Below are 26,973 nucleotides of genomic sequence, written 5' to 3' on the forward strand. Positions count from 1 at the left end.
ACCATGGGGCCGTGACCCACCCGTACCGCCGCTACGTCGCCCTCGGCGACTCGTTCACCGAGGGCGTCGGCGACGTCGACCCGACCCGGCCCAACGGCGTCCGTGGTTGGGCCGACCGGGTCGCCGAGGTGCTCGGCCGCGACGTCCCCGACTTCGGCTACGCCAACCTCGCCATCCGCGGCCGCAAGATCCGCGGCATCCTGGCCGAGCAGGTCGAGCCCGCCCTCGCCCTCGAGCCCGACCTCGTGACCGTCTACGCCGGCGCCAACGACATCCTGCGCCCCCAGGTCGACCTCGACGACCTCGCCGAGGCCTACGGCGCCGCGATCGGCCGCTTCGCCGACGCCGGCGCCCGCGTGCTCGTCTGGACGGCGTTCGACCCCGGCGGCTCGGCCACCTACCGCCTGCTGCGCGGCAGGTTCGCGCTCTACAACGAGCTGGTCCGCGAGATCGCCGACCGCCACGGCGCCGACATCGTCGACTACTGGCGCATGCGCGAGTACCGCGACTGGGGCTACTGGGACCCCGACCGCATGCACATGGGCCCGGCTGGCCACCAGCACATGGCCACGGCCGTGCTCGACACCCTCGGGGTGCCCCACGACCTCGCCCCGATCGACCCCACCGTCGTCCCGCCGGCCGGCCTGCGCGACAACGTCACCTGGGTCCGCACCTCGGCCGCCCCGTGGGTGCACCGCCGGCTCACCGGACGCTCCTCCGGCGACGGACTGGCCCCGCGCTACGCAACGCCGACCCACCTGGGCTAGCATCTGCGGCACTGCGGATGTAGCTCAGTTGGTAGAGCGCGACCTTCCCAAGGTCGATGTCGCGAGTTCGAGTCTCGTCATCCGCTCAAGAACGCAGGGCCTCCGCGACGAAGGAGCGGAGGCCCGTCGCGTTCGCAGGTCGAGCAAGCGCAGCGCCTGAGGAACGAAGGCGCGAAGCGCGTCGAGACCCCCGCAGCCGATCTCGGAGACGGCACCGAGCACGGCTCTCCACCGTGACGGCAGGTGGGCCACCGTTCCGCCATCCCCGAACCCGCCGCCGTTCGGTGGCTCACGCACCGCCCACCCGACCCGCCCCACCCGCGCGGTGCCCGTAGGGTCGAGCCGTGCCCGAACCGTCCGCCTTCGCCGGCTTCCCCGTGGCCGCGCTCGACTTCTACGACGACCTCGAGGTCGACAACACCAAGTCGTTCTGGGAGGCCCACAAGGCGACCTACGACGCCGCGGTCAAGGCACCGTTCACCGCGCTGGCGGCCGCGCTCGAGCCGGAGTTCGGGGCCGCGAAGATCTTCCGGCCCTACCGCGACGTCCGATTCGCAAAAGACAAGACGCCCTACAAGACCCACCAGGGCATGTTCGTGGCCTCGGGGCCGTCGATGGGGTGGTACGTCGAGCTGTCGGCCCGCGGGGTGCGGGTCGGCGGCGGGTTCTACGAGGCGTCGGGGGCGCGCATCGGCGCCATCCGCGACGCGATGGACGACGACAAGACCGGCCCGGCCCTCAAGCGGCTGCTGACCAAGCTCGAGAAGGCCGGCTACGACGTCGGCGGCGAACGGCTCAAGACCTCGCCCCGCGGCTACGACGCCGACCACCCGCGCATCGACCTGCTGCGGCACAAGCAGCTGATCGTCGGCCGCTCCTACGGCTTCGAGAAGGTCATCCACACCCCCGCCGTGCAGACGCTCGTGCGCGACGACTGGCGCGCGCTCAAGCCGTTGATCACGTGGCTCCAGCGCGCGGTCGCCGGCGTGCCGGAGGACCTCAGGATCCGCTGAGCCACACGGGGTCGAGCACGATCTCGCGCAGCTGGTCGACCGTGAGCACCGGCTCGTCGTCCACCGGCGCGCTGGTGTCGTCGGGGGTGTTCGACGCCATGACCGAGACGCGCCCGCCGTCCGGCCGGGTGAGCATCACCCACTGGCTCAGCCCGCCGTCGCCGTCGAGGTCGTCGCGCACGCTGACGGTGACCACCGAGCCGTCGGGGCGCTCCTCGCACTCGAGCTGCTCGCACCCGGCGTAATCGTCGAAGGTCCCGAGCTCCTCCCACACCTCGCCCGAGACCTGCAGGTCGACCAGCGCCCCGCGGTAGAGCAGTGACGTGCCCATCGAGAAGCCGGGCGAGTGGTCGGCGAACGGTGGCGGGTCGGCGCGGTAGTCGCGCGGCCGGGAGACCGACCCGTCGTCGGGCAGCCGATCGACCAGGAGGCCGGCCAGGTCGGTGGGCGCGAGGTCGGTCCAGCGTGCCCGCACCGCGGCGCTGCCGGACTCGTCGGCACCCGCGGCGACGTCGTCCGGACCGAGGTACCACCGGTCGCTGACCACCACCGACTCGAGTTGCTCGACGTCGAGCGCAGGGCCCCACGAGGTGGCGCTCAGGCGGTAGCCCATGAACCAGGCCGACGCCGTGCGGACGCCGTCGGCACCCGTCGGACCGGCGCGCAGCACCTCGATGCCGCCGCGGGTCGCGCAGGCCGCTCCCGGCGTGCTGCGCGCGAGCTCGGGGCAGGTGGGGGCGGTGGCGAGTGGTTCGACCTCGAACCGGGTGAGGTCGCCGTCGACGAGGAAGTCGACCGCCGTGTGCCGGAAGTCGTCGACGAAGGGGTGGTCGGGCCCACGCTGCACCGGTCCGACCTCGACGTCGGGCAGCAGCGCGGCGAACGTCGCCGGCACCTCGGCGGCTGGGACGGCCAGCCGACCGGGCTCGACGCCGACCGCCGACGTCGGCCGGTCACCGACGTCGGCGTCGTCGCGGACCCCTTGCGGGCCCGTCGCGCCGGTGGTCACCCCGGCCACCGCCACCGCGGCCACGACGGCGGCCGCGGCGACCGTCGTCCCGGCGCGCCGCCGCCGGCGCCGCGCGCGACCGCGGGCGATGCCGCCGCGCACCAGGGTCTCGACGTCGGTGTCGTGGTCGGGCAGGGTCCGGGTGGCCTCGTGCAACAGGCGCGAGGTGTCCTGCTCACTCATGGGTGCCCTCGTTCCTGGGATGGGTGACGGCGAGCGAGCCGTCGAGCAGCGGTCGGACCCGCCCGAGCGCCCGCATGCTGCGGTTGCGGACGGCGCCGGGCGAGAGGCCCATGCGGGCGGCGGTCTCATCGACGCTGAGGTCCTCGAGGTAGCGCAGCACCAGCACCGCCCGGTCGGCCGGGGCGAGCCCGGCCAGCGCACCGGCGAGCGCGAGGCGCAGGTCGGTGGCGTCGGTGGCGTCGGCGACCGGCCGTTCGGGCAGGTGCTCCAGCGGCCGCTCGGTGCTGCTGCGCCGACGGCGGCTGCTCAGGAACGTGCGCGTGAGCGCCGTGTGGGCGTAGGCGACGGGGTCGTCGATCGGACCACGGAACGGGGCGTCCCACCGCACGAAGACCTTGGCCAGGGTGTCCTGCACGAGGTCCTCGGCGAGGTGACGGTCCTCGCACAGCAGCCAGGCCGAGCGGACCAGCGCGGGCGTGCGGGCCCGCGCGAAGTCCTCGAACCCCGGCTTCGACATCGTGCTCTCCTGGTGGTGTCGGCGTCACCCAGTCAGACGCACCGACCGCCCGGTCCGTCACACTCGAACACGTTCTCACCTGCGCAGGTCGCCCGGCGTTCACCCGCCGCTCACCCGGCCCTGTCACCGTGCGGGCGTGGGACAGCGACGCGCATACCTCCACGTCGGGCTCGACGACGGCTCGGGCGACGTGCTCGCCGGCGCCCTGGGCGACCACGAGCACGCCCTGCTCGACCTCCGGGTGCGTCGTCCGCACGACACGGCCGCGACCTTCCGCGCCGTCCTCGACGTGCTCGGCACCCACGCCGAGTGGGGCTTCGACGCCGACGAGGTCGACGGTGCCTGGGACGACCTCGTACGGCGCGCACGCAAGGGCCGCGACACGATCGTCCTCAGCGAGCCCGTGCTCGCCGGCGCCGCCGCCGACCGCGCGAAGGCCGTCGTCGACTCCCTCGACGGCTTCGACGTGCACGCCGTGGTCACCGCCCGCCCGCCCGAGCCGTGGGCCCGCAGCGGCGGGCCGGCCCGCGACCTGACCGAGGTGCTACCGCGCTGGGCCGACGCCGTCGGCGCCGCCGATCGCGTGCACGTGCTGCTCGGCGACCCGGACGCGACGTGGCGGAGCCTCGGCCGTGTCGCCGGGTTCGGGACGACGTCGCTGCGCATCGGGCCGCCGACGTCGATGCCGGTGCGCGCCGTCGACCCCTCGCTCGCCGCCGCCTGGCGCGAGGTGCTCGGCTCGTCGTCCTACGACGTCGTCGGCGACCCCGACAGCCTGTCCGACGGCCCGCTGCCCGCCGACCTGCTCGACGCCACCGCCCGCGCGCTCGCCGACGCCCGTCACGAGGTCGAGCGGCTGCGCCACCGCACCACCGACCTCGAGGCCCGGCTGGGCAAGGTCGAGCGCAAGAGGCGCAAGCTCAAGCGGCGCCTCGCCGAGCTGGGGTAGACCCATCGGTGGTCGAGTCGCCCTGGCGACTCGGGCGAGTCGAGACCCCACGCAACCGACCTCCCGACCGGGCCACCGTGGCCGAGTCGAAAGGTCGCCACCGGGATCTCGACTCGCTCGATCAGCGAGTGGTCAGTGGGGCTGCCAGGCGTCTTCGTCGGCCGTGCGCGACGTGACGGCCTTGGGCAGCTTGCCGTCGGAGAGCTGCTGGATGGAGACCTGCTCGAACACCTCGCGCAGCGAGCGGCGCGCGGCGATCCACACGTGCTGGAGGACGTCGGCCTGCTCGTTGTAGCTCACCGACTCGGGGCGCAGGCCGTAGACGGAGACGAGCGGGCCGTCGACGGCGCGGATGACGTCGGCGACGGAGACGTCGGTGGCCTGGCGGCCCATGCGCCAGCCGCCGGACTGACCGCGCTGCGACATGACGATGCCCGCGCGGCGGAGGTCGGCCAGGATCGCCTGGAGGAAGCCGTGCGGGATCTCCTGCAGCCGGCCGAGCTCCTCGGCGCTGACCGCCTTGCCGTCCGCGCGCCCGGCCATCTCGATGAGGGCACGCAGCGCATAGTCGGACTTGGCGGAAACTCGCATGAAGCCATTGTGTCAGATATGTCGGGTCGGACACTGGACATGCGGGCCGGGAGCCCGGTTGACCGGCACGTCAGGGTGGGCACATGAGCCACACCGCCGGGGACGAGACGCCCCTGTCCGACTTCCTCGACGTCGAGCTGCTGCTCGACGAGGAGGACCGGGCCCTGCTGAGCCGGGTGCGGGCCTTCATGACCCGCGAGGTCGAGCCGGTGATCAACGACCACTGGACGCGCGCGGAGTTCCCGCACGACCTGCTGCCGGGGCTCGCCGGCCTGGGCATCGCCGGCCTCACCTACGACGGTCCGGGCTGCCCCGGCCGCGGCGCCCTGGTGAACGGCCTGGTCGCGATGGAGCTGAGCCGCATCGACGCCTCGATCGGCACGTTCATGGGCGTGCACGGCGGTCTCGCGATGGGCTCGATCATGCTCTGCGGCGACGACGAGCAACGCGCCCGGTGGCTGCCGGCGATGGCGCGTCTCGAGCTGGTCGGCGCGTTCGCGCTCACCGAGCCCGAGACCGGCTCGGCCATCTCGCAGGGCCTGGCCACCACCGCGCGCCGCGACGGCGACGGCTGGGTGCTGAACGGGCGGAAGAAGTGGATCGGCAACGCCACGTTCGCCGACCTGATCGTGGTCTGGGCCCGCGACGAGGACGACGGCGAGGTCAAGGGGTTCGTGGTTCCCGGCGACGCCGAGGGCCTGACGGCGACCAAGCAGGAGGACAAGATCGCCCTGCGCGTCGTCCAGAACGCCGAGATCGACCTCGTCGACGTCCGCGTGCCCGAGGCCGACCGGCTGCAGGAGGCGCGCAGCTTCGCCGACACCGCGGGCGTGCTGCGGGTGACCCGCATGGACGTCGCCTGGCAGGCAGCCGGGTGCGGGCGCGGCGCGTTCGAGCACGCCCTGCGCTACACCAAGGAGCGACAGCAGTTCGGCCGCTCCATCGCCTCCTTCCAGCTCGTGCAGGACCTCCTGGTCAAGATGCTGGCCAACGTGACGGCGTCCGCCACCATGAACGCGCGGGCCTCGCAGCTGCAGGACGCCGGGCGCCTGCGCGACGAGCACGCCTCGCTCTGCAAGGCGCACAGCACGGTGCGCATGCGCGAGACCGTCGGCTGGGCGCGCGAGGTGCTCGGCGGCAACGGCATCCTGCTCGAGCACCACGTCGGGCGCTTCGTCGCCGACGCCGAGGCGATCTACTCCTACGAGGGCACCCGCGAGATCAACACGCTCATCGTGGGTCGGGCGATCACCGGGGAGAGCGCGTTCGTCTAGGCGAGAGCCTGGTCACGACCGTCGACGGGATCTTGTGTGCGCCGAGTACCCCCCGGTAACATGAAAGTTACTGGTCGGTAGCGGACACCCTCCGCACCGGCCCGTCACCGAGTCAACGATCAGATCGAGGAACGCCGTGAGCCACTACAAGAGCAACTTGCGCGACATCGAGTTCAACCTCTTCGAGGTGTTCGGTCGCGACCAGGTGTTGGGCACCGGCCCCTTCGCCGACGTCGACGCCGACACCGTGCGCGAGATCCTGGCCCAGGTCGAGTCCCTGGCCACCAACGAGCTCGCCGCGTCCTTCGTCGACGCCGACCGCAACCCGCCGGTCTTCGACCCGACGACCAACACCGCGCCGGTGCCCGAGTCGTTCAAGAAGAGCTACCAGACCTGGATGGACGCCGAGTTCTGGCGCCTGACGACCATGGCCGAGCTCGGCGGCACCCCGGCCCCCAACAGCGTCTGCTGGGCCCTCGGCGAGATGGTGCTCGGCGCCAACCCCGCCCTGTGGATGTACGGCGCCGGGCCGATGTTCGCCGGCATCGCCTACAAGAACGGCACCGAGCGCGACCAGCACATCGCCGAGCTGATGATCGACAAGGGCTGGGTCGCCACCATGGTGCTCACCGAGCCCGACGCCGGCTCCGACGTCGGCGCGGGTCGCACCAAGGCCACCGCCAACGACGACGGCACCTGGAACATCGAGGGCGTCAAGCGCTTCATCACCTCCGCCGAGTCCGACCTGTCCGACCAGGTCATCCACTTCGTGCTCGCCCGGCCCGTGGGCGTCGAGGGCGTCGGGGGCCCGGGCACCAAGGGCCTGAGCCTGTTCATCGTGCCGAAGTACCACTTCGACCTCGAGACCGGCGAGCTCGGCGCCCGTAACGGCGCCTACGTCACCAACGTCGAGCACAAGATGGGCCTCAAGGTCTCCAACACCTGCGAGCTCACCTTCGGCGACGCCGCCGTCGGCGGCGGCGAGCCGGCCGTCGGCTACCTGCTCGGCGAGGTGCACGACGGCATCGCGCAGATGTTCCAGGTCATCGAGAACGCCCGCATGATGGTCGGCACCAAGGCCATCGCCACCCTCTCCACCGGCTACCTCAACGCGCTCGAGTTCGCCAAGACCCGCGTCCAGGGCGCCGACCTCGCCCGGTCGGGCGACAAGACCGCGCCGCGCGTGACGATCACGCACCACCCCGACGTCCGCCGCTCGCTGATGACGCAGAAGTCGTTCTCCGAGGCCATGCGGGCGCTCGTCATGTACACCGCGACCTGGCAGGACCAGATCGCCGTCCTCGAGCACGCCGACGACAAGGGCGAGCAGTACAAGCTGGCGCACGCCGTCAACGACCTGCTGCTGCCGATCGTCAAGGGCTACGGCTCGGAGCGCTCGTGGGTGCTGCTCGGCACCGAGTCGCTGCAGACGTTCGGCGGCTCCGGCTTCCTGCAGGAGTACCCGATCGAGCAGTACGTGCGCGACGCCAAGATCGACACCCTCTACGAGGGCACCACCGCGATCCAGGGCCAGGACTTCTTCTTCCGCAAGATCGTCAAGGACCAGGGCACCGCGCTCGGCCACATCGCCGGCGAGATCCAGAAGTTCCTCGACAGCGAGGCGGGCAACGGTCGCCTGAAGAACGAGCGCGAGCTGCTCGCCACGGCGCTCGACGACGCCAACGCGATGGTCGGCCACATGATCAACGACCTGATGTCGGCGCAGGCCGAGATCAGCAACATCTACAAGGTCGGGCTCAACACCAGCCGCCTGCTGATGGCGCTCGGCGACGTCGTCTGCGGCTGGCTGCTGCTGCGCCAGGCCGAGGTCGCCCTCGCCAAGCTCGGCGGCGACCCCGGCAAGGACAAGGCGTTCTACGAGGGCAAGGTCGCCGCGGCGCAGTTCTTCGCCCGCCACAACCTGCCCCGTCTCACCGCCGAACGCGCCATCCTCGAGGCCACCGACCTCGACATCATGGAGCTCGACGAAGACGCTTTCTGACCTGGCACACCCAGCACCGGCCCGTCGTACGTGAGTACGGCGGGCCGCTGTCGTTGCGGGGCTGAGCCGGGATAGTTCGACACGCCATCGACCTCTGGCGAGCCTGGAAGGTCGACTGAGTGTCGAGCTATCCCCCGCGAGGCGCGGCCCGCCGGACGGCGTCGGTCAGCCGCGCGAGGGTCGGCGACTCGAGCCGCCACCGCTGCCAGTGCAGCCGGACGTCGACGTGGTCGCGCGACGAGAGCAGCACGAGTGCGCCGGAGGTGAGGTCGGGGTCGAGCTGGGCGCGCGGCAAGAGTCCCCAGCCGAGGCCGAGCCGGACCGCCTCGTGGAAGTCGGCCGAGGTCGGCACCCGGTGCACGACCGCCGGGGTGCCGACGCCGCGGGCCGCGAGGAGGTCGTGCTGCAGGACGTCCTTGGCGTTGAACACCACGACGGGCATGTGAGCCCAGTCGTAGCCACGACCGTGCCGCCACCGCTCGGCGAACGCCGGCGTGGCCGCGGGCCGGTAGCGCATCGTGCCGAGCGGCTCGACCGAGCAGCCCTGCACGGGCGTGGCGTCAGAGGTGACCGCGCCGAGCACCTCGCCGCGGCGGAGCAGCTCGGCCGAGAAGGCCTGGTCCTCGACGTGCAGCCGCAGCCGGACGCCGTCCCACCCGGCGACCTCGGCGACGACGCCCCGGAACCAGGTGGCGAGCGTGTCGGCGTTGGCGGCGACGGGCAGGTCGAGGCTCGGGGCCGGCACCGCCTCCGTGAGCAGCAGCCCCCACTGGCGGGCGAGGCGCACCAGGGGCTCGCCGGCGGCGGTCGGCCGGCAGGGCGCCGTCCGGCTGACCAGCACCTGGCCGGCGGTGGACTCGAGCGCCCGGATGCGCTGGCTCACCGCGCTCGTGGTGACGTGCAGGTGGCGGGCAGCCGCCTCGAACGTGCCGTGCTCGACGATGGCCGCCAGCGCGGCGAGCTGATCGGGCTGCATGAAGCGATGCTAATCGCTGACAAGATTGTTTCGTTGGCCTACAGCAGCCGCCGGGCCCTACCGTCGAGGTGTGCTCACCTCCTCCGTCGCCGGCCTGCTCACCGGGCTGAGCCTCATCGTCGCCATCGGCGCCCAGAACGCCTTCGTGCTGCGGCAGGGTCTGGCGCGCCGGCACGTCGCGCCCGTGGTGGCCGTGTGCGCCATCAGCGACCTGGTGCTCATCCTGGCCGGGGTGGCCGGCATCGGCACGGTGGTCGAGCGGGCCGGCTGGCTCATCGACGTCGTCCGCTGGGCCGGCGTCGCCTTCCTGACGTGGTACGGCGTCACGGCGCTGCTGCGGGCCCGGCGGGCCGAGTCGCTCGAGGCCGCCACCGGCGGTGACGCAACGCTCGGGCGCGCCGTCCGCACCGCCGTCGCGCTCACCTGGCTGAACCCTCACGTCTACCTCGACACCGTGCTCCTGCTCGGCTCCATCGCGAACACCCACGACCACCGCTGGTGGTTCGGCGCCGGCGCCGCGGTGGCCAGCCTGCTCTGGTTCACCGGGCTCGGGTACGGCGCCCGCCGGGCGCACCGCCTGCTCTCGACACCGCGCGCCTGGCAGGTGCTCGACGTGCTGATCGGCCTGACGATGCTCGCGATCGCCGCCAGCCTCGCCCTGGGGGGTTGAGCCGGCGACCGGCGGGCAAGAATGCGGCCATGTCGCAGCCGCCGTCCTACGGATCCCCCGAGCCGCAGCAGCCCTACCCGCCTTACGGCTCGCCCTACGGTCAGTACGGCTACCCGACGCCGCCGCGCAACAACACGACCCGCAACATCCTCATCGGTGTCGGCGTCGGCATCGTTCTCTTCTGCGGCGGCCTGTTCGCGGTGGGCGCGTGGGTCGTCGGCCAGGCCGACTTCGACACCAACGACTACGTCGGCTCCGAGGACGACCCGATCACCGTCGCCGAGGGCGAGGCGTTCGAGATCCGCGGATTCGACGTCGAGGACGGCTGGAGCGTGGGCCCCGACGGCATCACCGGCCTGCGTGCCACCAACGACCGCGACGACGAGGACACCGAGAGCCTGTCGCTCAACTTCACGATGATCCGCGACAACGAGGTGCTGGGCGAGGTCCGGTGCAGCAGCTCGGCGTCGGTCCGCTTCGGCCGTGCGGTCCGGCTGGAGTGCACGGGCTACGACGTGCCGGTCGGCACCTACGACGAGATCGAGGTCTACGACACCTCCTGGCGCGAGTAGGCCTGCCCTAGGGTCGCGACCATGAGCGATGCGAAGCGCCTGGCCGGCTACGTCGAGACCTGGTGGCAGGCCGTGCAGGACTTCGTGGCCGTGCTCGAGCAGGTGCCCGACGAGCAGTGGACGACGCCCACCGACCTCGCCGGCTGGGACGTCAAGGCCGTCGCGGCCCACACCGCACACCTCGAGAGCCGCCTGGCGGGCGAGCCCGAGGAGACGGCCGACATCGGCGAGCCCCCGCACGTGACCGGGCTCATGGGGCTCTACACCGAGATCGGGGTCGTCAACCGGCGCGACACCCCGCCGTCCGACATCGTCGCCGAGATCCGCGAGGTCACCCGCCGCCGCCACGAGCACCTGCTCGCCGATCCGCCCACCGACGGCCGGGCCAGGCCCGAGGTGATCTTCGGCGGCGTGCCCTGGACGTGGGAGCTGCTGCTGCGCAACCGCCCGCTCGACGTGTGGATGCACGAGCAGGACGTGCGCCGGGCCGTCGGGCTCCCCGGTGGCATGCACTCCGACGCCGCCCAGCACACCGCCGACTACCTGATCGGCTCGTTCGGCTTCATCGTGGCCAAGAAGGCCTCCGCGCCGGTGGGCACGACCGCCGTCCTGGCGGTGGAGGGCAGCCCCGTCCTGGGCTTCGAGGTCGTCACGACCGACGAGGGCAAGGCACGTGGGCAGCTGCTGCCCGACGTCCCCGACGAGGCGACCGTGCGGCTCTCGATGGACCGCGAGACGTTCGTCGTGCTCGCCGGCGGGCGTCGTCCGGCCGCCGCGGGCGCGGTGACGATCGAGGGCGACCTCGAGCTCGGCACCCGCATCGCCTCCGTGATGGCGACGACGCCGTGAGCCGGCCCGCGGTCGACGCGTGGTCGCTCGCCGACATCCCCGACCAGGCCGGCCGGACGGCGGTCGTGACCGGCCCGTCCGTCGGCGGCCTCGGGCACCACACGGCGCTCGAGCTCGCCCGGCGCGGAGCCCGCGTGGTGCTCGCCGGGCGCACGCCGGCCAAGCTCGACGAGACGGCGTCCGCGATCACCGCGGAGGTGCCCGGCGCCCGCCTCGAGCGACTGGTGCTCGACCTGTCGTCGTTCGAGTCCGTACGACACGCAGGGGGCGAGGCCGCCCGGCTGGGCCCGATCGACCTGCTGGTCAACAACGCCGGCGTGATGGGCACCTCGCGCCGCCGCACCGACGACGGACTCGACCTGCAGCTGGCCACCAACCACTTCGGGCCGTTCCTGCTCACCGGCCTCCTGCTGCCGCAGCTGGTCGCGAGCGAGGCGGCCACCGTGGTGACCGTGTCGTCGATCTACCACCGCTACGGCCGCGCGCCCCTCGGCGACCCGACCTCGAGCAGACGTGGCGTCTACCGCAAGTGGCGCACCTACGGTCACTCCAAGCTGGCCAACCTCCTGTTCACCCACGAGCTCGATCGCCGTTGCCGCGAGGCGGGCGAGCCGGTCAAGGCGCTCGCCGCCCACCCCGGCATCGCCGGCACCCACCTGGCCGCCAACGGCCGGTACGGCAGCTCGTCGGGCGGGGTCGCCTCGATCGTCGACGCCGCCGTCCGCGCCGTGTCGCAGCCGGCCGCGCTCGGCGCCTGGCCCACCCTCATGGCCGCCACCGCCGACCTGCCCGGCGGCACCTTCGTCGGCCCCGGCGGCCCCGCCGAGCTCGGCGGCACGCCGCAGGTCACCACCGGCAACCGGCGCTCCCGCGACGCCGACGACGCCCGCCGGCTCTGGGAGCTCAGCGAGCGGACGACGGGCATCAGCTACCCCTGACGGCCCGAGGGGCGTCCGACACCGGGAATAGGTGACGCTTCAACTACTGTTGGCCCATCATGAGCAAGAAGAAGATCGGCTTCCTCAACTTCGGCCACTGGACGCCGTCGCCGCAGTCCCAGGTCCGCACGGCGTCCGACGCGCTGCTGCAGTCGATCGAGCTCGCGGTGGCGGCCGAGGAGCTCGGGGTCGACGGCGCCTACTTCCGCGTGCACCACTTCGCGCGGCAGCTCGGCTCGCCGTTCCCGCTGCTGTCGGCCATCGCCGCCCGGACGAGCACGATCGAGATCGGCACCGGCGTCATCGACATGCGCTACGAGAACCCGCTCTACATGACCGAGGACGCCGGCGCGGCCGACCTCATCTCGGGCGGCCGGCTGCAGCTCGGCATCAGCCGCGGCTCACCGGAGCAGGTCATCGAGGGCTACCGCTACTTCGGCTACCAGCCCGAGGAGGGCGACCAGGGCGGTGCCGAGCTGGCCCGGCGCCACACCGAGGTCTTCCTGCAGATGCTCGAGGGGCAGGGCTTCGCCGAGCCCAACCCGCGCCCGATGTTCCCCAACCCGCCGGGGCTGCTGCGGCTCGAGCCGCACGCCCCCGGGCTGCGTCAGCGCATCTGGTGGGGCGCCTCGACGCGGGCCACCGCCGAGTGGACCGCCGAGCAGGGCATGAACCTGATGAGCTCGACGCTGCTGCTCGAGGACACCGGCGTGCCCTTCCACCAGCTGCAGGCCGAGCAGATCGAGCGGTTCCGCACCCGGTGGGCCGAGGCGGGCCACGACTTCGAGCCGCGCGTCTCGGTGAGCCGGAGCATCTTCCCGATCGTCTCCGACCTCGACCGCGCCTACTTCGGCGGCGAGTCGCGCAGCCAGGACCAGGTCGGGCACCTCGACGGCGGCACCGCCCGGTTCGGCAAGACCTACGCCGGCACCCCCGAGCAGCTGGTCAAGGAGCTCGCCGACGACGAGGCGATCGCGGCCGCCGACACCGTGCTGCTCGCCGTGCCGAACCAGCTCGGCGTCGACTACAACGCCCACGTGCTCGAGTCGATCGTCACCCAGCTCGCGCCGGCCCTCGGCTGGCACTGAGCCCCGACGACGCCGGTCACTGCCGCAGCTGCGACCGGAACGCCGGACCGCTCAGCGCCTCACCCTGGCGCGGCGGGACGGCGGGCAGGTTGCGGCCGCCGGTGACGACCTTCGTCGCGGTGCCGTAGCCGAGCCAGGTCTGCGCCGACTGCTGACCGAGGCCGGGCTTCGAGAAGTCGCAGACCCCGCGTGGGAAGACCGCCCGCAGCCGGGCGAGCTGGGCGTCGGTGAGGGGCAGCAGCCCGACGTCGACGACGGCACGCGTCAGCGGCTTCAGCCGGCACGAGAGCACGTCGTTGAGGCGGTTGCCGCCGGCGACCTCACGCGGCGTCGAGAGCCGCAGCTGCAGCGACTCGGGCAGCACGCAGTCGACCTCGTCGTCCTTGCCGGTCACCTCGAGGACGCCGGGCACGTTGCTGCAGCGGTCGGTGATGCCCGCTCGCACCCGGGCGGCGGTGATCTTGCGCGCCAGCGGGCGCGGGGACCGGTCGCGCTCGACGGCGGTGAGCCAGCGGTCCATCGCGAGCATCGCCTCGGTGGCCCAGCGCGGGTCGCCGATGAGCGGAGTCAGGCCGAACCACATCACCCGGTTGTCGGTGTGGCCCTGGGCGCGCTGCAGCCGGTCCTCGGTCCAGAAGGCGTGGGCGTAGTCGTGGGCGATCCCGGGGTCGGGGCCGCCGTGGTTGATCATCGCGACCTGGCTCAGGTTGGTCGCCTCGTTGACCAGGCCCGTGCGGTAGGCGTTGGCGACCGACGCCGGGTCGCCCGCGGTGCGGGCGGCGGTGTGGCGTGAGTCGACGTCGAGGCCGCCGACCTTGACGTTGAGGTCGACGAACTGCGCGGGCGTGATGGCGCCGTCGCGCAGGGCCTCGAGCCCGTAGAGCAGGCCGGTGTTGCCGAACGGGACGCCGCCGAACCCGCGGCCCGCCCGGCGCTCCTCCGCACTCCAGGCCGAGCGCGGACGTCGTCCGAGCTGGTTGACGAGGAGGTCGAGCACCGAGCACCTGACGCCGCCGGGGTTGATGGCGTCGTCGTAGCGCGTGGCGACCCGGCCGCGCACGGGCGCCAGCGTGCCGGGGCAGTCGTGCTCGGGGTTCAGGGCTGCCTTGAACAGCCCCTCGTCGGCGACGACGGCGTTGAGGTGGGTGAGGTGCCCTTCGACGGCGGCGAGCTGCGTGGGCAGCCAGACGACACCGGGCGCCCACCGCGACGGGTCCTCGAAGTACAGGCGGAGCAGGTGGTAGTCGGCGAACTGGGCGCCGGCGGTGAACGTGTCGGGGTAGGAGCACGTCGTCACGAGCCCCTGGTAGATACCGGGGTAGGCGTTGGCCACCGTGTGCTGGGCGATCGAGCCGCCCGAGCAGCCGGTGCCGATCGTGTAGCGCAGGGAGCCGTACTGCTCGACGAAGTGCTCCTTGGCCATCATCACCGACTCGGCGTTGAGCGCGACGTTGCAGTTGTGGCCCGTGTTGTCGAGAGCCGTCGAGAGCACAGCGAAGCCCCTCGACAACGCCGTGACGTACGACGACTCGATGCCCGGCAGGCCCGGGATCGTGCCCGAGTAGTCGTCGAGCGGCGGCTCGCCCGGCGTGTAGGACGCCCCGCACCCGCCGCCGTGCGTGACCAGCATCTTGCGGTTGAACTGCCGCTGCGGCCGGAACCGGTCCCACGACCTCCCGGGCTGCCAGAGCACCATGATCGTGTAGCGGTCGCGGTCCTGGACGCCGTCCTCGCGCCGGACGACGAACGGCACCCGCACGCCGCGGTCGGTGCGCGTGGTGGCGACGTCGGACGGCGGGCGCTTCGGGTCGTAGGGCAGGAGCCCGGCCCGCAACGGGTTCGTGGACTTGTAGAGGAATCGGTAGCGCGTCGGCTGGTTGCACTGGCGGTCGCGGGCGCCGGCCTGGCACCGGTACTGCCTCGTCTGCGGGCCCGAGAAGACCGGCCCGCCCCGCGGGTGGTTGATGACGACGAGGCGTCCGGCGAAACGCTGGCTGGCCGCCCTGACCACGTTGCGACCCAGTCGCAGCCCGGTCAGGTAGGCCTCGAAACGACGCACCGTCGCGTCGGCGGTGGGGCGCATGGCGAAGCGCCGGGTCACGTCGCGCCCATTGAGCGTGATGCGCAGCGACCGGAGGTCGAGGCCCTTCGCCCCCGCGACGGCGACGCGCACGTCGCCGCCGGAGACCAGGTCGGCACGGTTCGACGTCGTGAACAGGCGCAGCCGCTTCTTCACGCGCGGCTTCTCGACGGCGGACGACGCCGCGACGCCGGGCGCGGCCGACGTCGGCGGTGTCGGCACCACGGCGAGCCCGGAGAGGATCAGGGCGGCCACGAGCAGGGCCGCGGCGCGGGAACGGGTCACGACGTCCTCCGATCCGGCCGCCACCTGTGGCCGCCGTCACAGGGTCAACGAGCGCTCACCCCCGGGGTCACGGCAGGATGTCGCCATGGCCGCTGCACGCGCCGGAGAACCGGCAGACCCGTCCGACCTCGTCGACCTGCCGCACCTGGTCACGGCGTACTACACCGGGGTGCCCGATCCCGACGACGTCGACCAGCAGGTCGCGTTCGGCACCAGCGGGCACCGCGGTTCGTCGCTCAAGACGTCGTTCAACGAGACGCACATCCTGGCCACCACCCAGGCCATCTGCGACTACCGGCGCGAGCAGGGCTACGACGGCCCGCTGTTCATCGGCCGCGACACGCACGGGCTGTCCGAGCCGGCGTGGGCGAGCGCGCTCGAGGTGCTGGCCGCCAACGACGTCACCGTGCTGGTCGACTCGCGCGACGCCTACACACCGACGCCGGCCGTCTCGCACGCGATCATCCGCGCCAACCGGGGCCGGAACGCCAGCGGCGGGGGCCTCGCCGACGGCATCGTCGTCACGCCGTCGCACAATCCTCCGGCCGACGGCGGCTTCAAGTACAACCCACCCCACGGCGGCCCGGCCGACACCGACGCCACCTCGGTCATCGCCGCGCGCGCCAACGAGCTGATCCGGGGCGGGCTGAGCGACGTCCGCCGCACCCCGTTCGAGCGGGCGCGCCGGGCGGCCGAGTCGTACGACTTCCTCGGCACCTACGTCGACGACCTGCCCTCGGTGGTCGACCTGGCCGCGATCAAGCAGGCCGGGGTGCGCATCGGCGCCGACCCGCTCGGCGGGGCCTCGGTGCACTACTGGGGCGAGATCGCCGAGCGGCACGGGCTCGACCTCACCGTCGTCAACCCGCTGGTCGACGCCACCTGGCGGTTCATGACGCTCGACTGGGACGGCAAGATCCGCATGGACTGCTCCTCCCCCGACGCCATGGCCTCGCTCGTGCGTCGCAAGAGCGAGTTCGACGTCGCCACCGGCAACGACGCCGACGCCGACCGGCACGGCATCGTCACCCCCGACGCCGGCCTGATGAACCCCAACCACTTCCTCGCCGTCGCCATCCAGCACCTGTTCGGGGGCGCCCGGCCGGGCTGGCCCGAGACCGCGCGCATCGGCAAGACCCTCGTGTCGTCGTCGATGATCGACCGCGTGGCCGCGGGCCTCGGCAAGCCGATGGTCGAGGTGCCGGTCGGGTTCAAGTGGTTCGTGCCCGGCCTCGTCGACGGCTCGTTCGGCTTCGGCGGCGAGGAGTCGGCCGGCGCGTCGTTCCTGCGCACCGACGGCACGACGTGGACCACCGACAAGGACGGCCTGATCCTCTGCCTGCTCGCCGCCGAGATCCTGGCCACCACGGGCCGGTCGCCGAGCGAGCACTACGCCGACCTGGTCGCCGAGCACGGCGCGCCGGCCTACGCCCGCATCGATGCCCCGGCCACGCGCGAGCAGAAGGCCGCGCTGTCGGCGCTGTCGGCCGACGCGGTCACGGCCACCGAGCTCGCCGGCGAGCCGATCACCGCCAAGCTCACCGAGGCGCCCGGCAACGGCGCGCGCATCGGCGGGCTCAAGGTCACCACCGAGTCGGCCTGGTTCGCGGCCCGTCCGTCGGGCACCGAGGACGTCTACAAGATCTACGCCGAGTCCTTCCGCGGACCCGACCACCTCGCCGCCGTCCAGGACGCCGCGCGCGACGTGGTCGGCGCAGCGCTGAGCGGCTGACCTCGTCGTCGGTCCTCTCCGCGCGATCGCGCGGAAAGGACACGGCTCGACCGGCTCAGCCGGCCGCGGCGGCCTTCTCGGCCTGCTTGCGCTTGGCGACCTGCTGGAGCCGGGCCTGGGCGGCACGCCGGACCTTCGGGCCCTTGGTCGACATCGCCCACAGCAGCTTGGCCTGCTCGGGCAGGTTCTTCTTCGTCGTGGTCTCGAGGAAGCCGTTGGGCAGCGAGAGCCGGACGACGCGGTGCCACGCGCTGGCGACCTGCTGCGGCAGCGGCGCGGCGTGGTAGTTGAGGTCGTACTTGTCGAACAGGTCGCGCACCTTCGGGGCGACCTCGGCGTAGCGGTTCGAGGGCAGGTCGGGGAACAGGTGGTGCTCGATCTGGTGCGAGAGGTTGCCGGTCATCAGGTGCATGAACTTCGAGCCCGAGATGTTGGCCGAGCCCAGCATCTGACGCAGGTACCACTGGCCGCGCGTCTCGTCGGCGGGGATCGACTTGCGCTCGAAGGTCTCGACGCCCTCGGGGAAGTGGCCGCACATGATGACCGAGTGCGACCACAGGTTGCGCACCAGGTTGGCGGTGAAGTTGGCGGCGAGGATCGGCAGCGCCGAGCCGAACGGCAGGCCGAGCGCGGGGTGGACGGCGTAGTCCTTCGTCGCCTGGCGGCGGATCTTCCTCAGCGTGTTGGCGGCGTTGCGCTTGAACTCCTCGGAGCGCTTCTCCTTCGGCAGCGACAGGTTCTTGCCGAGCTCGAGGTCGTAGGCGGCGATGCCGTACTCGAAGAAGCAGGCGTTGATGAAGTTCCACAGCGGCTGGCCGAGGTGGAACGGCGCCCAGCGCTGGTCCTCGTCGATGCGCATGATGCCGTAGCCGAGGTCGTTGTCCTTGCCCACGATGTTGGTGTACGTGTGGTGCACCTCGTTGTGGCTGTGCTTCCAGCCCTCGGCGGTCGAGGCGTTGTCCCACTCCCACGTGGTCGAGTGGATCTTCGGGTCACGCATCCAGTCCCACTGGCCGTGCATGACGTTGTGGCCGATCTCCATGTTCTCGAGGATCTTGGCGATCGAGAGGCCGAGGGTGCCGAGCACCCACAGCGGCGGCAGGGCCGAGCCGAGCAGGACGGCGCGCGAGCCGAGCTCGAGCTTGCGCTGGACGTCGACGACCTTGCGGATGTAGGCCGCGTCCTCCGCACCCCGCGTGTCGAGCACCTCCTGGCGGATCGCGTCGAGCTCGACGCCGAGCTGCTCGACGTCCTCGGGGGTGAGGTGGGCGATCGGGCTGACGGGCTGCTTGGTGATGACGGTCATGACGAACCTCTCGGTGATCGGACGGATCAGCGGTCGATGGCGCACGGCCCGGCGGCCGCGCTGATGCAGGTCTGGATGTTGACGCCGTCGCCGGGCGCGGCGACGGTGATCGCGCCGTTGCGGAGGTCGCGGACGACGCCCTCGCGCAGCGGGACGACGCAGCCGAAGCAGACGCCGATGCGGCACCCGCTCGGCATGAGCGCGCCGGCGTCCTCGGCGACGTCGAGCAGGGGCTTGTCGCCCGGGGCGTCGACGGTGGCGCCGGAGGCGAGCGTGAGCGTGCCGCCCTCGCCGGAGGCCTCGAGCACCGGGGTGCGGAACCGCTCGGTCGTGAGGTCGAGCCCGAGCTCGGCGTGGTGGGCCTCGAGCGCGTCGAGGAGCCCGGCAGGGCCGCACGCGTAGGCGAGACGCTCGGGCAGGTCGGGCACGAGGTCGGGCAGCGTGGCGACGTCGAGGACGCCGTCGCGCACGTCGTAGCGCTCGACGAGGCGCAGGTGGCCGTCCATCGCGTGGGCGCGCAGCTCGTCGCGGAACATCGCGCTGTCGGCGTCGACGTTGACGTGCACGAGCACGATGTCGACGTCGGGCGCGGTGGCCCGCGAGAAGAGGTTGCGGAGCATGCCGATGACCGGGGTGATGCCCGAGCCGGCCGTGACGAGCAGCAGCTTGGCCGGCAGCGGGTCGGGCAGCACGAACTCGCCGTCGGCCTGCGCGAGCTGGATCATCGTGCCGACCGCCGTGCTGTGCACCAGGTGGTTGCTCACGACGCCGCCGGGGATCGCCTTGACGGTGATCGAGATGCAGCCGTCGGGGCGCGGGCCGTGGGTGAGCGAGTAGGTGCGCCACAGCCGGACGCCGTCGACGTCGACGCCCACCCGGACGTACTGGCCCGGCACGTGGCCGGTCCAGTCACGGCCGGGCTTGAGCACCAGGGTGGCCGACTCGGCGGTCTCGGGGCGCACCTCGACCACGCGGGCGCGCAGCTCGGCGCCACCGCGCAGCGGGTGGAAGACGTCGAGGACGTCGTCGAGGTCGAGCGGGGTGACCGCGGCGTCGGCGAGGCGGCGGAGGCGCGCGCGCAGGCCCTGGCGGGCGCCGGGGCCGTAGAGCGCGGGAGTCGTGCCGGTCATGTTGTCCAGCATCTCAGCCATCGGCGATAAGATCCTGTCGTCCGCACGTGAATCCGTTCCGATCTTTTGTTCGCTGGAGACAACATGCCGCCCCGTCCCCGTCCGGCACGGCACACGGCCGACCACGGTCTGACCCTGCCGCCGGCCGTGATCGCCGAGATCCGCCAGAGCCTGCCCGGGGTCGCCGACGCGGTGGTCACCGCCATCATCGAGGAGGTGCCGGGCTACACCGACGCCTTCGGCGGCCCGATGGGCGAGGTGATCCGCAACGCCGTGCAGATCGCGCTCGGCGGCTTCCTCTCCCTGGCCAGCGGACGTCGCGGCGCGGACGTGCGGGCTCCCGCCGCGCCCGCGGTCGAGGGGGCTTACCAGCTCGGTCGCGGCGAGGCCCGCAGCGGCCGGCCCACCGAGGCCATCCTGTCGGCCTACCGCATCGGCGCCCGCGTGTCGTGGGAGGAGATGGCCCAGGGCGCGGTGCGCGCCGGGCTCGACGCCGCGACCCTCGCCCGGTTCGCCGCCCTGGTCTTCGCCTTCATCGACGAGCTGTCCGCCTCCAGCGTGGCCGGCCACGCCGACGAGCTGGCCACCACCGGCCGCGTGCGCCAGCGACGCCTCGAACAGCTCGCCGAGCACCTGCTCACCGGTGCGGCCGAGGACGCCGTCCGCGAGGCCGCCGAGCGGGCCGACTGGCCCGAGCCACGCACCCTCACCGCCGTCCTGCTCGCCGAGTCGCAGGTGCGACCGGTGCTCTCCGCACTCTCGCCCCACACCCTGCAAGCCGTCGACCCGCCCGGCCTCGACGACGCCGTCCTGCTCCTGGTGCCCGACGCACACGGCCGGGGGCGGGCCGCGCTGCTGCGCACGCTCGAGCGCCGCGGGGCCACGGCCGGCCCGGCCCGCCCGTGGCTGCAGGTCGCCTCGTCGTACGCGCGCGCCCGGCGTGCCCGCGCGCTCGGCGTCGACGACTCCGAGCAGCACCTGCCCCGGCTGGTGCTCACCGCCGACCCCGAGGCGCTCGACGACCTGCGCGCCCAGGCGCTGGCGCCCCTGGCCGACCTGCGCCCGGCGACCGCGGAGAAGCTCGCCGAGACGCTGCGCACGTGGCTGCTGCTGCAGGGCCGGCGCGACGAGGTGGCGGCGGCGCTGTTCGTGCACCCGCAGACCGTGCGCTACCGCATGGGACAGGTGCGCGAGGCGTTCGGCGACACCCTCGACGACCCCGAGACCGTGCTCGCCCTCACGGTCGCGCTCGGGGTGCCCGCCGTACGCTCGACGAAATGACGCGCCGCACCCTCGCCTGCCTCCTCTCCAGCGCGGTGCTCCTCACCGGCTGCGGCGGCTCGGGGTCCGAGCCCGACGACGCCGCACCGACCTCCGGCTCGACGTCGGCGGACTCCTCCCCCACCGAGCCCGCCGAGCCCTCGTCGACGTCGGCGCCCGCCGACGGGCCGTCGTACGTCGCCCTCGGCGACTCGTTCGCCGCCGCGCCCGGCGTCCCGACGACGTCGCCGGCCGACGGCTGCTTCCGCTCCGACGCCAACTACGCGCACGTGCTCGCCGAGACCGCCGGCCTCACCCTCACCGACGTCACCTGCAGCGGCGCGACCACCGGGTCCGTGCTCGCCGACCAGGTGCCCGTGCTCGACGAGACCACCGACCTCGTCACCCTCGGCGTCGGCGGCAACGACGAGAACCTCTTCGCCTCCCTGCTGCAGCGGTGCTTCGCCTCGGCCGACCCCGACGCACCCGGCACGCCGTGCACCGACCTCGTCGGCGCCGACGTCGACCGGGTGCTGCCCGTCGTCGCCGACAACGTCGCGACCCTGCTCGACGCCGTCGTCGCCGCGGCCCCGAACGCGCGCGTGGTCGTGGTCGGCTACCCCGGCCTCGTCCCCGACGAGGGCACCTGCCCCGACCTGCTGCCCATCGCCGCCGGCGACTACCCGCTGGTCGAGCGGATCACCACGGGGCTCTCCGACGCCCTGCGCGCCGGCGCCGAGGCCAACGACCTCGACTTCGTCGACCTCGCCGGGCCGAGCCGCGGCCACGACGTCTGCTCCGCCGAGCCCTGGGTCAACGGGGCCGTGACGTCGTCCGACGACGCCGCGCCGCTGCACCCGTTCGCCGTGGAGCAGGCGGCCGTGGCCGACCTGCTGAGGCCGCTCGTGCCCTGACGCCGTTCCGGGCGGCGCCGGCCCCGCTCGACCGGGTCGGCGGAATTTCGGTAGGACTCCCTATCGCCTCGTACTCTTGCCCCGTGCTCCGTCGCCCCCGCGCCGATGCCGCACGCCGTCTCGTGGCGTCCGCGGCCTCGGCCGTCGTCCTCGCGGCGACCACCGGGTGCGTCGCCGAGGCCGACCCCGGCGCCGACGAGAACCCCGACCCGACGCCGTCGTCCAGCGCCGGCTCGGAGCCCGGCAGCCCGTCGACCGACGACGCGATGGTCTACGTCGCGATGGGCGACTCGTACACGGCGGCGCCGCTCGACCCGCTCGACGACGCCACGATCATCGACGACTGCCTCCGCTCGGCCGAGAACTACCCGACGCTCGTGGCCGCCGAGCTCGGCATCGAGGTCACCGACGTCAGCTGCTCGGGCGCCTCGACCGTGAGCATCTTCGGGCCGCAGAAGTTCACCACCATGACCCAGCCGCCGCAGATCGACGCGATCACGCCCGACGCCGACCTCGTCACCATCGGCATCGGCGCCAACGACTTCACGTTCTTCACCAAGATGGTCTTCGACTGCCTCGACGTCGCCGACGCCGACGTCGAGGGCGCCCCCTGCCGCGAGAAGAACCTCAACGCGCGCGGCAAGGACAAGCTGCAACGCAACGTGGTCAAGATCCGCGGCAACGTCGAGCGGGTGGTGAGTGCGGTCGCCGAGCGCGCCCCCGACGCCCGCGTCCTGCTCGTCGGCTACCCGCAGATCATCCCGAGCGAGGGCACCTGCCGCCCGCGGCTGCCGCTGGCCGTCGGCGACTACGCCTACGTGCTCGACCTCAACCTGCAGCTCTCCGCGGCGGTCGAGGAGGGCGGCACCGCCGCCGGCGCCGAGTTCATCGACATGGTCGCCGCCAGCCAGGGCCACGACATCTGCTCCGACCAGCCCTGGGTCGCCGGCATCCGCGGCAAGGACAACTTCGCCGCCGGCCTGCACCCCTACCCGGCCGAGCAGAAGGCAGTCGCCGACCTGGTGCTCGCCGAGCTCTGACGGCTCGGCCGGGCCTGCTCAGAGCGCCCGGTGCACGACCCGGCCACCGACGACGGTGAGCGCGACCGAGGTGTGCCGCAGCGCCGTCGCAGCCTCGCGCGACGACGCCGCACCGGGCACCAGCGGGTCGTCGTCGAGCAGCACCAGGTCGCCGCGCGAGCGGACGCCGACGGTCGGCTGGTCGTCGACCGAGGCCGCCAGGGCCTCCTGCGGCGTGAGCGACTGCTCGGGGTGCCAGGCGTCGCGGTCGTCGTCGAGCACGCCGCGGTGGACGGCGGCCGCCACCGCCAGCCACGGGTCGAGCGGCGAGACGGGGGCGTCGGAGCCGAGCGAGAGCCGGACGCCGGCGTCCAGCATCGAGCGGAAGGCGAACGAGCGGTCGGACCGGCCGGGCCAGATGCGCTCGGTGAGGTCGCGGTCGTCGAGCAGGTGCGCCGGCTGCACCGAGCCGCGCAGGCCGAGCCGTGCGAGACGGGCGATGTCGTCGCGGGCGATGAGCTGGGCGTGCTCGATCGAGCCGAGCGCGCCGGTCGCGGCGTAGGAGTCGAGGGCGGCGGTCACGGCGGCGTCGCCGATCGCGTGCGTGGCGACGTGCAGCCCGGACATGTGGGCGCGGGCGTGCAGGGCCGACAGCTCGTGGGCGGCGAGGTTCGCCGCGCCGGTGCCGCCGTCGGCGTAGGGCTCGCAGCACCACGCCGTGCGGGTGTTGAGGGAGCCGTCGCTGATGATCTTGAGCGGCCCCATCGCGAGGCGGTCGTCGCCGTCGACGAGGCGGTCGCCGGTGCGGTGCCCCGCGGCGATCACGTCCTCGAGCCCGTCGGCGTAGGTGGCGACCCGCACGCGCAGCAGGTCGCAGCCCGCCGCCCAGCGCTCGCGCCACTCGGTGACGCCGCCGGCGAACTCGAGGTCGACGACGCCGACGACGCCCATCGCGGCGGCGTCGACGAGCGAGGAGCGGTAGGCCGACGGCGAGAGGCCGTCGTCGCCGGTGAGCCGGTTGAGCAGCTCGTAGGCGGCGAACCACTCGGTCTCGCGCACCACCTCGTCGCGGGCGCCGAGGCCCAGCGCGGCCAGGGCGGCGCTGTTGAGCCAGGCGTGGTGGCCGTCGCCGGCGATGAGGACGACGGGCGTGACGCCGGAGACGTCGTCGAGCTCGCTGACGGTGACCTCGCGCGTCCAGCCGCCGGGGCGGTGGCCCCAGCCAATGACCGGGCGACCGGGCGCCTCCTCGACGAGTCGCGCGACCAGCGCCACGGCGTCCTCGGGCGAGGTGACGCCGAGCGTGTCGACGCGCTGGCGGCTGAGGGTCCACTGGCCGAGGTGGGTGTGCTGGTCCCACAGCCCGGGGGTCAGCCAGCGGCCGTCGGCGGCCACCTCCTCGACGCCGGCGGGCCGGGAGAGCCCGGTGCCCACGGCCGTGACCACGCCGCCGGACACCAGCACGTCGACCGGCGACGTCGGGACGACGGCGGCGGGCGCGAGCGGCACGATCCGTGCGTCGCGCAGCAAGAGGTCCGTCATGACGGCCGACGCTAACCAACGTGATCGGCGGGGCCTGTCATAGGGTCGCGCGTGTGAAGGTCCGGGTGCTCCTCGCCACGTTCGCGGCGCTCGCGGTGGGGGCCGCCGGGGGCTGGGCGCTCGCGGCCGACCGCGACGACGACGAGCCCGCGCCGAGCCCCGAGAGCGTCACCGTCGCGCCGGTACCGGCCGAGCCGAGCGTGCCGGTCGACGTCGTCCAGCCCGACCCCACGGACGAGCCGTTGGCCGCGGGCATCGAGCTCACGCCCGAGGAGGTGCTCAGCACCCCGGGCCCCGACGACACCACCTACCAGCTCACCCTGCCGCTGCCGACCGGGTGGACCCAGAACGACCTCAGCCCGACCCAGTGGACCTACACGGTGCCCGGCAACAGCAAGACGTCCTACGTGCTCCGCGTCGAGATCATCGCGGCCGAGGGCATGTCGGTCGCCAACGCCGTCATCGCCCGCAAGGCCGAGCTCGACTCGGCCGTCGACCAGGGCAACATGCGCGACCTCGACGTCGAGCTGTTCCCCACCGACGACGGGTTCGAGGCCACCTACCTCGACTCCGGCGGCTACCGCCGCGTCTCGGTCGAGCGGTGGTTCGCGGGCCCCGACGGGACGGCGTTCGCCACCGTCGGCGCCGTGGGACGCGAGGTCGACCGGGTCGGCCTGCGCGACCTCGTCAACCGCATCACGCGCGACAAGCGCACCGCTCAGAAGCCGTAGTACTGCACCCCGTCGACGACCTGCTTGGCCGTCGGCTGGTCGCCGCTGCGCACCTGGACCCACAGCAGCACCGCGTCGGAGAGCTGGACGACGCGCTCGACGACGACGCCGTCGTCCTGGCACCCGGTGTAGACGGCGGTGACCCGGTTGTCGCTGGTCGACGGCTGGCCGCCGCCGTCGCACTCGGGGTGGGCGGGCAGGGTGTCGGGCAGCTCGTCGCCGGCGAGGAGGCCGGCGAAGACGCCCTGGCCGGCGTCGTCGGTCGTCCAGTCCGGCGAGGTGCCCACCGACATCGCGGCGGCGAGCTCGCCGTCGGCCCCGTTGGGCGGCTGCCACCCGTCGAGGCCCTCGGCCGTTGTCCACGTGGGCGGGACGGTGACGCTGAGCAGCTCGCTGACGTCGGTCACGGTGACCTCCGACGGCGGCGCCGGCTCGTCGTCGCTCGCCTGCTGGGCGAGGTAGCCGGCCAACCCGCCCACCCCGAGCGCCAGGACGACGGCCGCGGCTGCCGCGACGAGAGCACCCGTGCGACGGCGCGGCCTCGGCGGCGCCTCGGGCGGCGGCAGCGGACCGGTCGACGTCATCGGCTGCGGCCGGGCGCCGGGCTGGGTGAGCTGCGGGTTGACCGGCAGCACGCGCGTCTCGGGGCCGGACGGCCCGCCGCGCCACTCCTCGAGCGCGTGCGCGAGCGCCTCGACGTAGGCGGTGACCGAGGGCCACCGCTGCTGCCGGTCGTGGGCGAGCGCGCGGCGCACGACCTCCTCGACGCCGTCGGGGAACGCGCGGCCCCCGCCGGAGAGCGACGCCGGCTCGGTGACGGCCGCGGCCGCCGACAGGCTGGCGTGCTGCCACGGCAGCCGGCCCGAGAGCAGCAGGAAGCTGAGCACGCCGAGGGAGAACTGGTCGGCCCGCGCGTCGGGCGTCTCGCCCTGCGCCTGCTCGGGCGCGACGTAGGCGGGCGTGCCGGCGATCATCGTGAGTCGCGACGAGACGTCGAGCGCCTTGCCGAGCCCGAGGTCGCCGACCATCGCGCGGACGCCGTCGATGCCGGCGCTGGGGTCGACGGTGCGGAAGAGCACGTTGGCCGGCTTCACGTCGCGGTGCAGGATGCCGCGGTCGTGCAGCGCCTGCAGGCCGCGGCCGACCTGCGTGACGACCTCAAGCGCCTGCGGCACCGTGACGCCGCCCTGGGCGAGCCGGTCGGTGAGCGTGCCCTGGTCGGCGTAGGCCATCACCAGGTAGGGCCGGCCGTCGTCGAGCGCCCCGGCGTCGTAGACCGGGACGACGTGCGGCGACTCGACCCGGCGCAGGTAGCGGCCCTCCTCGACGAAGCGGGTGCGCACCTCGTGCTGCTCGGCCCAGTTGTCGGCGAGCACCTTGATCGCGACCGGCGCGTCGAGCTGCTCGTCGTAGCCGAGCCACACCGTGGCGAACCCGCCGCTGCCGATGCGACGGCGCACGGCGTAGCGGCCGATGTGGCTCGGTCCGGTCGAGCCTCCGCTCGGGCCGCCACCGGAGTCGCTGGGCGTCGGGGTGTCGGGCACCGGTGCATTATCGTCCAGAGGCGTCAGATCGT

Annotated in this window: 24 protein-coding genes and 1 tRNA gene; 16 read left to right on the forward strand and 9 right to left on the reverse strand. The window is 73.2% G+C overall.

The annotated features are described in order from the left end of the window. The first annotated feature begins 11 nt into the window (after nucleotides 1-11). From ABFT23_RS00370 to ABFT23_RS00380, 3 genes are all read left to right on the forward strand, one after another. Nucleotides 12-767, forward strand: a complete 756-nt coding sequence (locus ABFT23_RS00370) for an SGNH/GDSL hydrolase family protein (RefSeq protein ID WP_347891744.1) — start codon at nucleotides 12-14, stop codon at nucleotides 765-767. A 13-nt stretch (nucleotides 768-780) separates the two neighbouring features. Continuing rightward, nucleotides 781-853 (forward strand) — tRNA-Gly (locus ABFT23_RS00375). 258 nt (nucleotides 854-1,111) lie between these two features. Continuing rightward, entirely contained in the window at nucleotides 1,112-1,780 is a 669-nt protein-coding gene (locus ABFT23_RS00380; protein ID WP_347891746.1) for a DUF2461 domain-containing protein, read from the forward strand. Here ABFT23_RS00380 and ABFT23_RS00385 read toward each other — a convergent pair. Together ABFT23_RS00385 and ABFT23_RS00390 are read right to left on the reverse strand one after the other, a co-directional pair. After that, the gene (locus tag ABFT23_RS00385; protein WP_347891747.1) at nucleotides 1,767-2,972 is read right to left on the reverse strand and encodes a hypothetical protein; all 1,206 of its coding nucleotides are present in this window, start codon (nucleotides 2,970-2,972) and stop codon (nucleotides 1,767-1,769) included. The genes ABFT23_RS00380 and ABFT23_RS00385 overlap by 14 nt on opposite strands. After that, nucleotides 2,965-3,489, reverse strand: coding sequence for a SigE family RNA polymerase sigma factor (locus ABFT23_RS00390; RefSeq protein WP_347891749.1), 525 nt, complete (start codon nucleotides 3,487-3,489; stop codon nucleotides 2,965-2,967). The genes ABFT23_RS00385 and ABFT23_RS00390 overlap by 8 nt, the downstream gene beginning before the upstream one ends. Before the next feature lie 136 nt (nucleotides 3,490-3,625). Here ABFT23_RS00390 and ABFT23_RS00395 point away from each other — a divergent pair, with 136 nt between their 5' ends. Next, nucleotides 3,626-4,438, forward strand: a complete 813-nt coding sequence (locus ABFT23_RS00395) for a hypothetical protein (RefSeq protein ID WP_347891751.1) — start codon at nucleotides 3,626-3,628, stop codon at nucleotides 4,436-4,438. Nucleotides 4,439-4,570: 132 nt separating this feature from the next. Here the strand turns inward: ABFT23_RS00395 and ABFT23_RS00400 are convergent, their stop codons facing one another. Next, a complete protein-coding gene (locus tag ABFT23_RS00400; RefSeq protein WP_347891753.1) occupies nucleotides 4,571-5,029 on the reverse strand; it encodes an RrF2 family transcriptional regulator in 459 nt (152 codons plus the stop codon). Between the two features lie 83 nt (nucleotides 5,030-5,112). Between ABFT23_RS00400 and ABFT23_RS00405 the strand changes: the two genes are divergently transcribed. Together ABFT23_RS00405 and ABFT23_RS00410 are read left to right on the forward strand one after the other, a co-directional pair. Further along, nucleotides 5,113-6,303 (forward strand): acyl-CoA dehydrogenase family protein, encoded by a 1,191-nt coding sequence (locus ABFT23_RS00405; RefSeq protein ID WP_347891754.1) that lies wholly within the window; start codon nucleotides 5,113-5,115, stop codon nucleotides 6,301-6,303. A gap of 136 nt (nucleotides 6,304-6,439) precedes the next feature. Continuing rightward, nucleotides 6,440-8,305: an acyl-CoA dehydrogenase gene (locus ABFT23_RS00410; RefSeq protein ID WP_347891755.1), complete on the forward strand. Its 1,866-nt coding sequence runs from the start codon at nucleotides 6,440-6,442 to the stop codon at nucleotides 8,303-8,305. 127 nt (nucleotides 8,306-8,432) lie between these two features. Here ABFT23_RS00410 and ABFT23_RS00415 read toward each other — a convergent pair whose 3' ends face one another. Further along, on the reverse strand, nucleotides 8,433-9,281 hold the full coding sequence (locus tag ABFT23_RS00415; RefSeq protein ID WP_347891756.1) for a LysR family transcriptional regulator ArgP: 849 nt from the start codon (nucleotides 9,279-9,281) through the stop codon (nucleotides 8,433-8,435). Between the two features lie 70 nt (nucleotides 9,282-9,351). Here ABFT23_RS00415 and ABFT23_RS00420 point away from each other — a divergent pair, with 70 nt between their 5' ends. From ABFT23_RS00420 to ABFT23_RS00440, 5 genes are read left to right on the forward strand one after another with little or no spacing between them, the layout of a single operon-like run. Further along, nucleotides 9,352-9,951 carry a LysE/ArgO family amino acid transporter gene (locus tag ABFT23_RS00420; RefSeq protein WP_347891758.1) on the forward strand — a complete coding sequence of 200 codons (600 nt, stop codon included), beginning with the start codon at nucleotides 9,352-9,354 and terminating at the stop codon, nucleotides 9,949-9,951. A 29-nt stretch (nucleotides 9,952-9,980) separates the two neighbouring features. Further along, nucleotides 9,981-10,523 carry a hypothetical protein gene (locus ABFT23_RS00425; RefSeq protein WP_347891760.1) on the forward strand — a complete coding sequence of 181 codons (543 nt, stop codon included), beginning with the start codon at nucleotides 9,981-9,983 and terminating at the stop codon, nucleotides 10,521-10,523. Nucleotides 10,524-10,544: 21 nt separating this feature from the next. Continuing rightward, complete coding sequence (locus ABFT23_RS00430; protein ID WP_347891762.1) at nucleotides 10,545-11,372, forward strand: maleylpyruvate isomerase family mycothiol-dependent enzyme; 828 nt, start codon at nucleotides 10,545-10,547, stop codon at nucleotides 11,370-11,372. Beyond that, a complete protein-coding gene (locus tag ABFT23_RS00435; protein WP_347891764.1) occupies nucleotides 11,369-12,310 on the forward strand; it encodes an oxidoreductase in 942 nt (313 codons plus the stop codon). The genes ABFT23_RS00430 and ABFT23_RS00435 overlap by 4 nt, the downstream gene beginning before the upstream one ends. Nucleotides 12,311-12,369: 59 nt before the next feature. After that, on the forward strand, nucleotides 12,370-13,398 hold the full coding sequence (locus ABFT23_RS00440) for an LLM class flavin-dependent oxidoreductase (RefSeq protein WP_347891766.1): 1,029 nt from the start codon (nucleotides 12,370-12,372) through the stop codon (nucleotides 13,396-13,398). Nucleotides 13,399-13,414: 16 nt separating this feature from the next. Here ABFT23_RS00440 and ABFT23_RS00445 read toward each other — a convergent pair whose 3' ends face one another. After that, nucleotides 13,415-15,763: a DUF6351 family protein gene (locus ABFT23_RS00445; RefSeq protein ID WP_347891767.1), complete on the reverse strand. Its 2,349-nt coding sequence runs from the start codon at nucleotides 15,761-15,763 to the stop codon at nucleotides 13,415-13,417. 85 nt (nucleotides 15,764-15,848) lie between these two features. On the opposite strand from ABFT23_RS00445, the gene pgm reads away from it, so the two are divergent. After that, entirely contained in the window at nucleotides 15,849-17,495 is a 1,647-nt protein-coding gene (gene pgm / locus ABFT23_RS00450; protein ID WP_347891769.1) for a phosphoglucomutase (alpha-D-glucose-1,6-bisphosphate-dependent), read from the forward strand. Between the two features lie 55 nt (nucleotides 17,496-17,550). On the opposite strand, the gene ABFT23_RS00455 is transcribed toward pgm, so the two are convergent. Next, complete coding sequence (locus ABFT23_RS00455) at nucleotides 17,551-18,801, reverse strand: fatty acid desaturase family protein (protein WP_347891770.1); 1,251 nt, start codon at nucleotides 18,799-18,801, stop codon at nucleotides 17,551-17,553. A 26-nt stretch (nucleotides 18,802-18,827) separates the two neighbouring features. Beyond that, nucleotides 18,828-19,952: a ferredoxin reductase gene (locus ABFT23_RS00460; protein ID WP_347891771.1), complete on the reverse strand. Its 1,125-nt coding sequence runs from the start codon at nucleotides 19,950-19,952 to the stop codon at nucleotides 18,828-18,830. A 63-nt stretch (nucleotides 19,953-20,015) separates the two neighbouring features. Here ABFT23_RS00460 and ABFT23_RS00465 point away from each other — a divergent pair, with 63 nt between their 5' ends. The 3 genes from ABFT23_RS00465 (at nucleotide 20,016) to ABFT23_RS00475 (ending at nucleotide 23,145) form a co-directional block, all read left to right on the forward strand. After that, entirely contained in the window at nucleotides 20,016-21,212 is a 1,197-nt protein-coding gene (locus tag ABFT23_RS00465; protein WP_347891773.1) for a PucR family transcriptional regulator, read from the forward strand. Then, a complete protein-coding gene (locus tag ABFT23_RS00470) occupies nucleotides 21,209-22,105 on the forward strand; it encodes an SGNH/GDSL hydrolase family protein (protein WP_347891774.1) in 897 nt (298 codons plus the stop codon). Before ABFT23_RS00465 ends, ABFT23_RS00470 begins: the two co-directional genes overlap by 4 nt. An 83-nt stretch (nucleotides 22,106-22,188) precedes the next feature. Continuing rightward, on the forward strand, nucleotides 22,189-23,145 hold the full coding sequence (locus ABFT23_RS00475) for an SGNH/GDSL hydrolase family protein (RefSeq protein ID WP_347891776.1): 957 nt from the start codon (nucleotides 22,189-22,191) through the stop codon (nucleotides 23,143-23,145). 18 nt (nucleotides 23,146-23,163) lie between these two features. Here ABFT23_RS00475 and ABFT23_RS00480 read toward each other — a convergent pair whose 3' ends face one another. Further along, a complete protein-coding gene (locus ABFT23_RS00480) occupies nucleotides 23,164-24,666 on the reverse strand; it encodes an amidohydrolase (protein WP_347891777.1) in 1,503 nt (500 codons plus the stop codon). A 53-nt stretch (nucleotides 24,667-24,719) separates the two neighbouring features. Between ABFT23_RS00480 and ABFT23_RS00485 the strand changes: the two genes are divergently transcribed. Then, nucleotides 24,720-25,397, forward strand: a complete 678-nt coding sequence (locus tag ABFT23_RS00485) for a hypothetical protein (protein WP_347891778.1) — start codon at nucleotides 24,720-24,722, stop codon at nucleotides 25,395-25,397. Here ABFT23_RS00485 and ABFT23_RS00490 read toward each other — a convergent pair. Continuing rightward, a complete protein-coding gene (locus tag ABFT23_RS00490; RefSeq protein ID WP_347891779.1) occupies nucleotides 25,385-26,941 on the reverse strand; it encodes a serine/threonine-protein kinase in 1,557 nt (518 codons plus the stop codon). The two genes, ABFT23_RS00485 and ABFT23_RS00490, sit on opposite strands and share 13 nt — an antisense overlap. Between the last annotated feature and the right edge of the window lie 32 nt (nucleotides 26,942-26,973).

The organism is Nocardioides secundeburneus (assembly GCF_039939255.1).
Classification (GTDB): Bacteria; Actinomycetota; Actinomycetes; order Propionibacteriales; family Nocardioidaceae; genus Nocardioides.

Bases quoted from the DNA above. Each gene is read 5' to 3' on its own strand.
- ABFT23_RS00385 (WP_347891747.1), bottom strand. From the start codon at position 2,972: ATGAGTGAGCAGGACACCTCGCGCCTGTTGCACGAGGCCACCCGGACC.
- ABFT23_RS00390 (WP_347891749.1), bottom strand. From the start codon at position 3,489: ATGTCGAAGCCGGGGTTCGAGGACTTCGCGCGGGCCCGCACGCCCGCG.
- ABFT23_RS00400 (WP_347891753.1), bottom strand. From the start codon at position 5,029: ATGCGAGTTTCCGCCAAGTCCGACTATGCGCTGCGTGCCCTCATCGAG.
- ABFT23_RS00405 (WP_347891754.1), top strand. From the start codon at position 5,113: ATGAGCCACACCGCCGGGGACGAGACGCCCCTGTCCGACTTCCTCGAC.
- ABFT23_RS00415 (WP_347891756.1), bottom strand. From the start codon at position 9,281: ATGCAGCCCGATCAGCTCGCCGCGCTGGCGGCCATCGTCGAGCACGGC.
- ABFT23_RS00425 (WP_347891760.1), top strand. From the start codon at position 9,981: ATGTCGCAGCCGCCGTCCTACGGATCCCCCGAGCCGCAGCAGCCCTAC.
- ABFT23_RS00430 (WP_347891762.1), top strand. From the start codon at position 10,545: ATGAGCGATGCGAAGCGCCTGGCCGGCTACGTCGAGACCTGGTGGCAG.
- ABFT23_RS00440 (WP_347891766.1), top strand. From the start codon at position 12,370: ATGAGCAAGAAGAAGATCGGCTTCCTCAACTTCGGCCACTGGACGCCG.
- pgm (WP_347891769.1), top strand. From the start codon at position 15,849: ATGGCCGCTGCACGCGCCGGAGAACCGGCAGACCCGTCCGACCTCGTC.
- ABFT23_RS00455 (WP_347891770.1), bottom strand. From the start codon at position 18,801: ATGACCGTCATCACCAAGCAGCCCGTCAGCCCGATCGCCCACCTCACC.
- ABFT23_RS00460 (WP_347891771.1), bottom strand. From the start codon at position 19,952: ATGGCTGAGATGCTGGACAACATGACCGGCACGACTCCCGCGCTCTAC.
- ABFT23_RS00465 (WP_347891773.1), top strand. From the start codon at position 20,016: ATGCCGCCCCGTCCCCGTCCGGCACGGCACACGGCCGACCACGGTCTG.
- ABFT23_RS00470 (WP_347891774.1), top strand. From the start codon at position 21,209: ATGACGCGCCGCACCCTCGCCTGCCTCCTCTCCAGCGCGGTGCTCCTC.
- ABFT23_RS00480 (WP_347891777.1), bottom strand. From the start codon at position 24,666: ATGACGGACCTCTTGCTGCGCGACGCACGGATCGTGCCGCTCGCGCCC.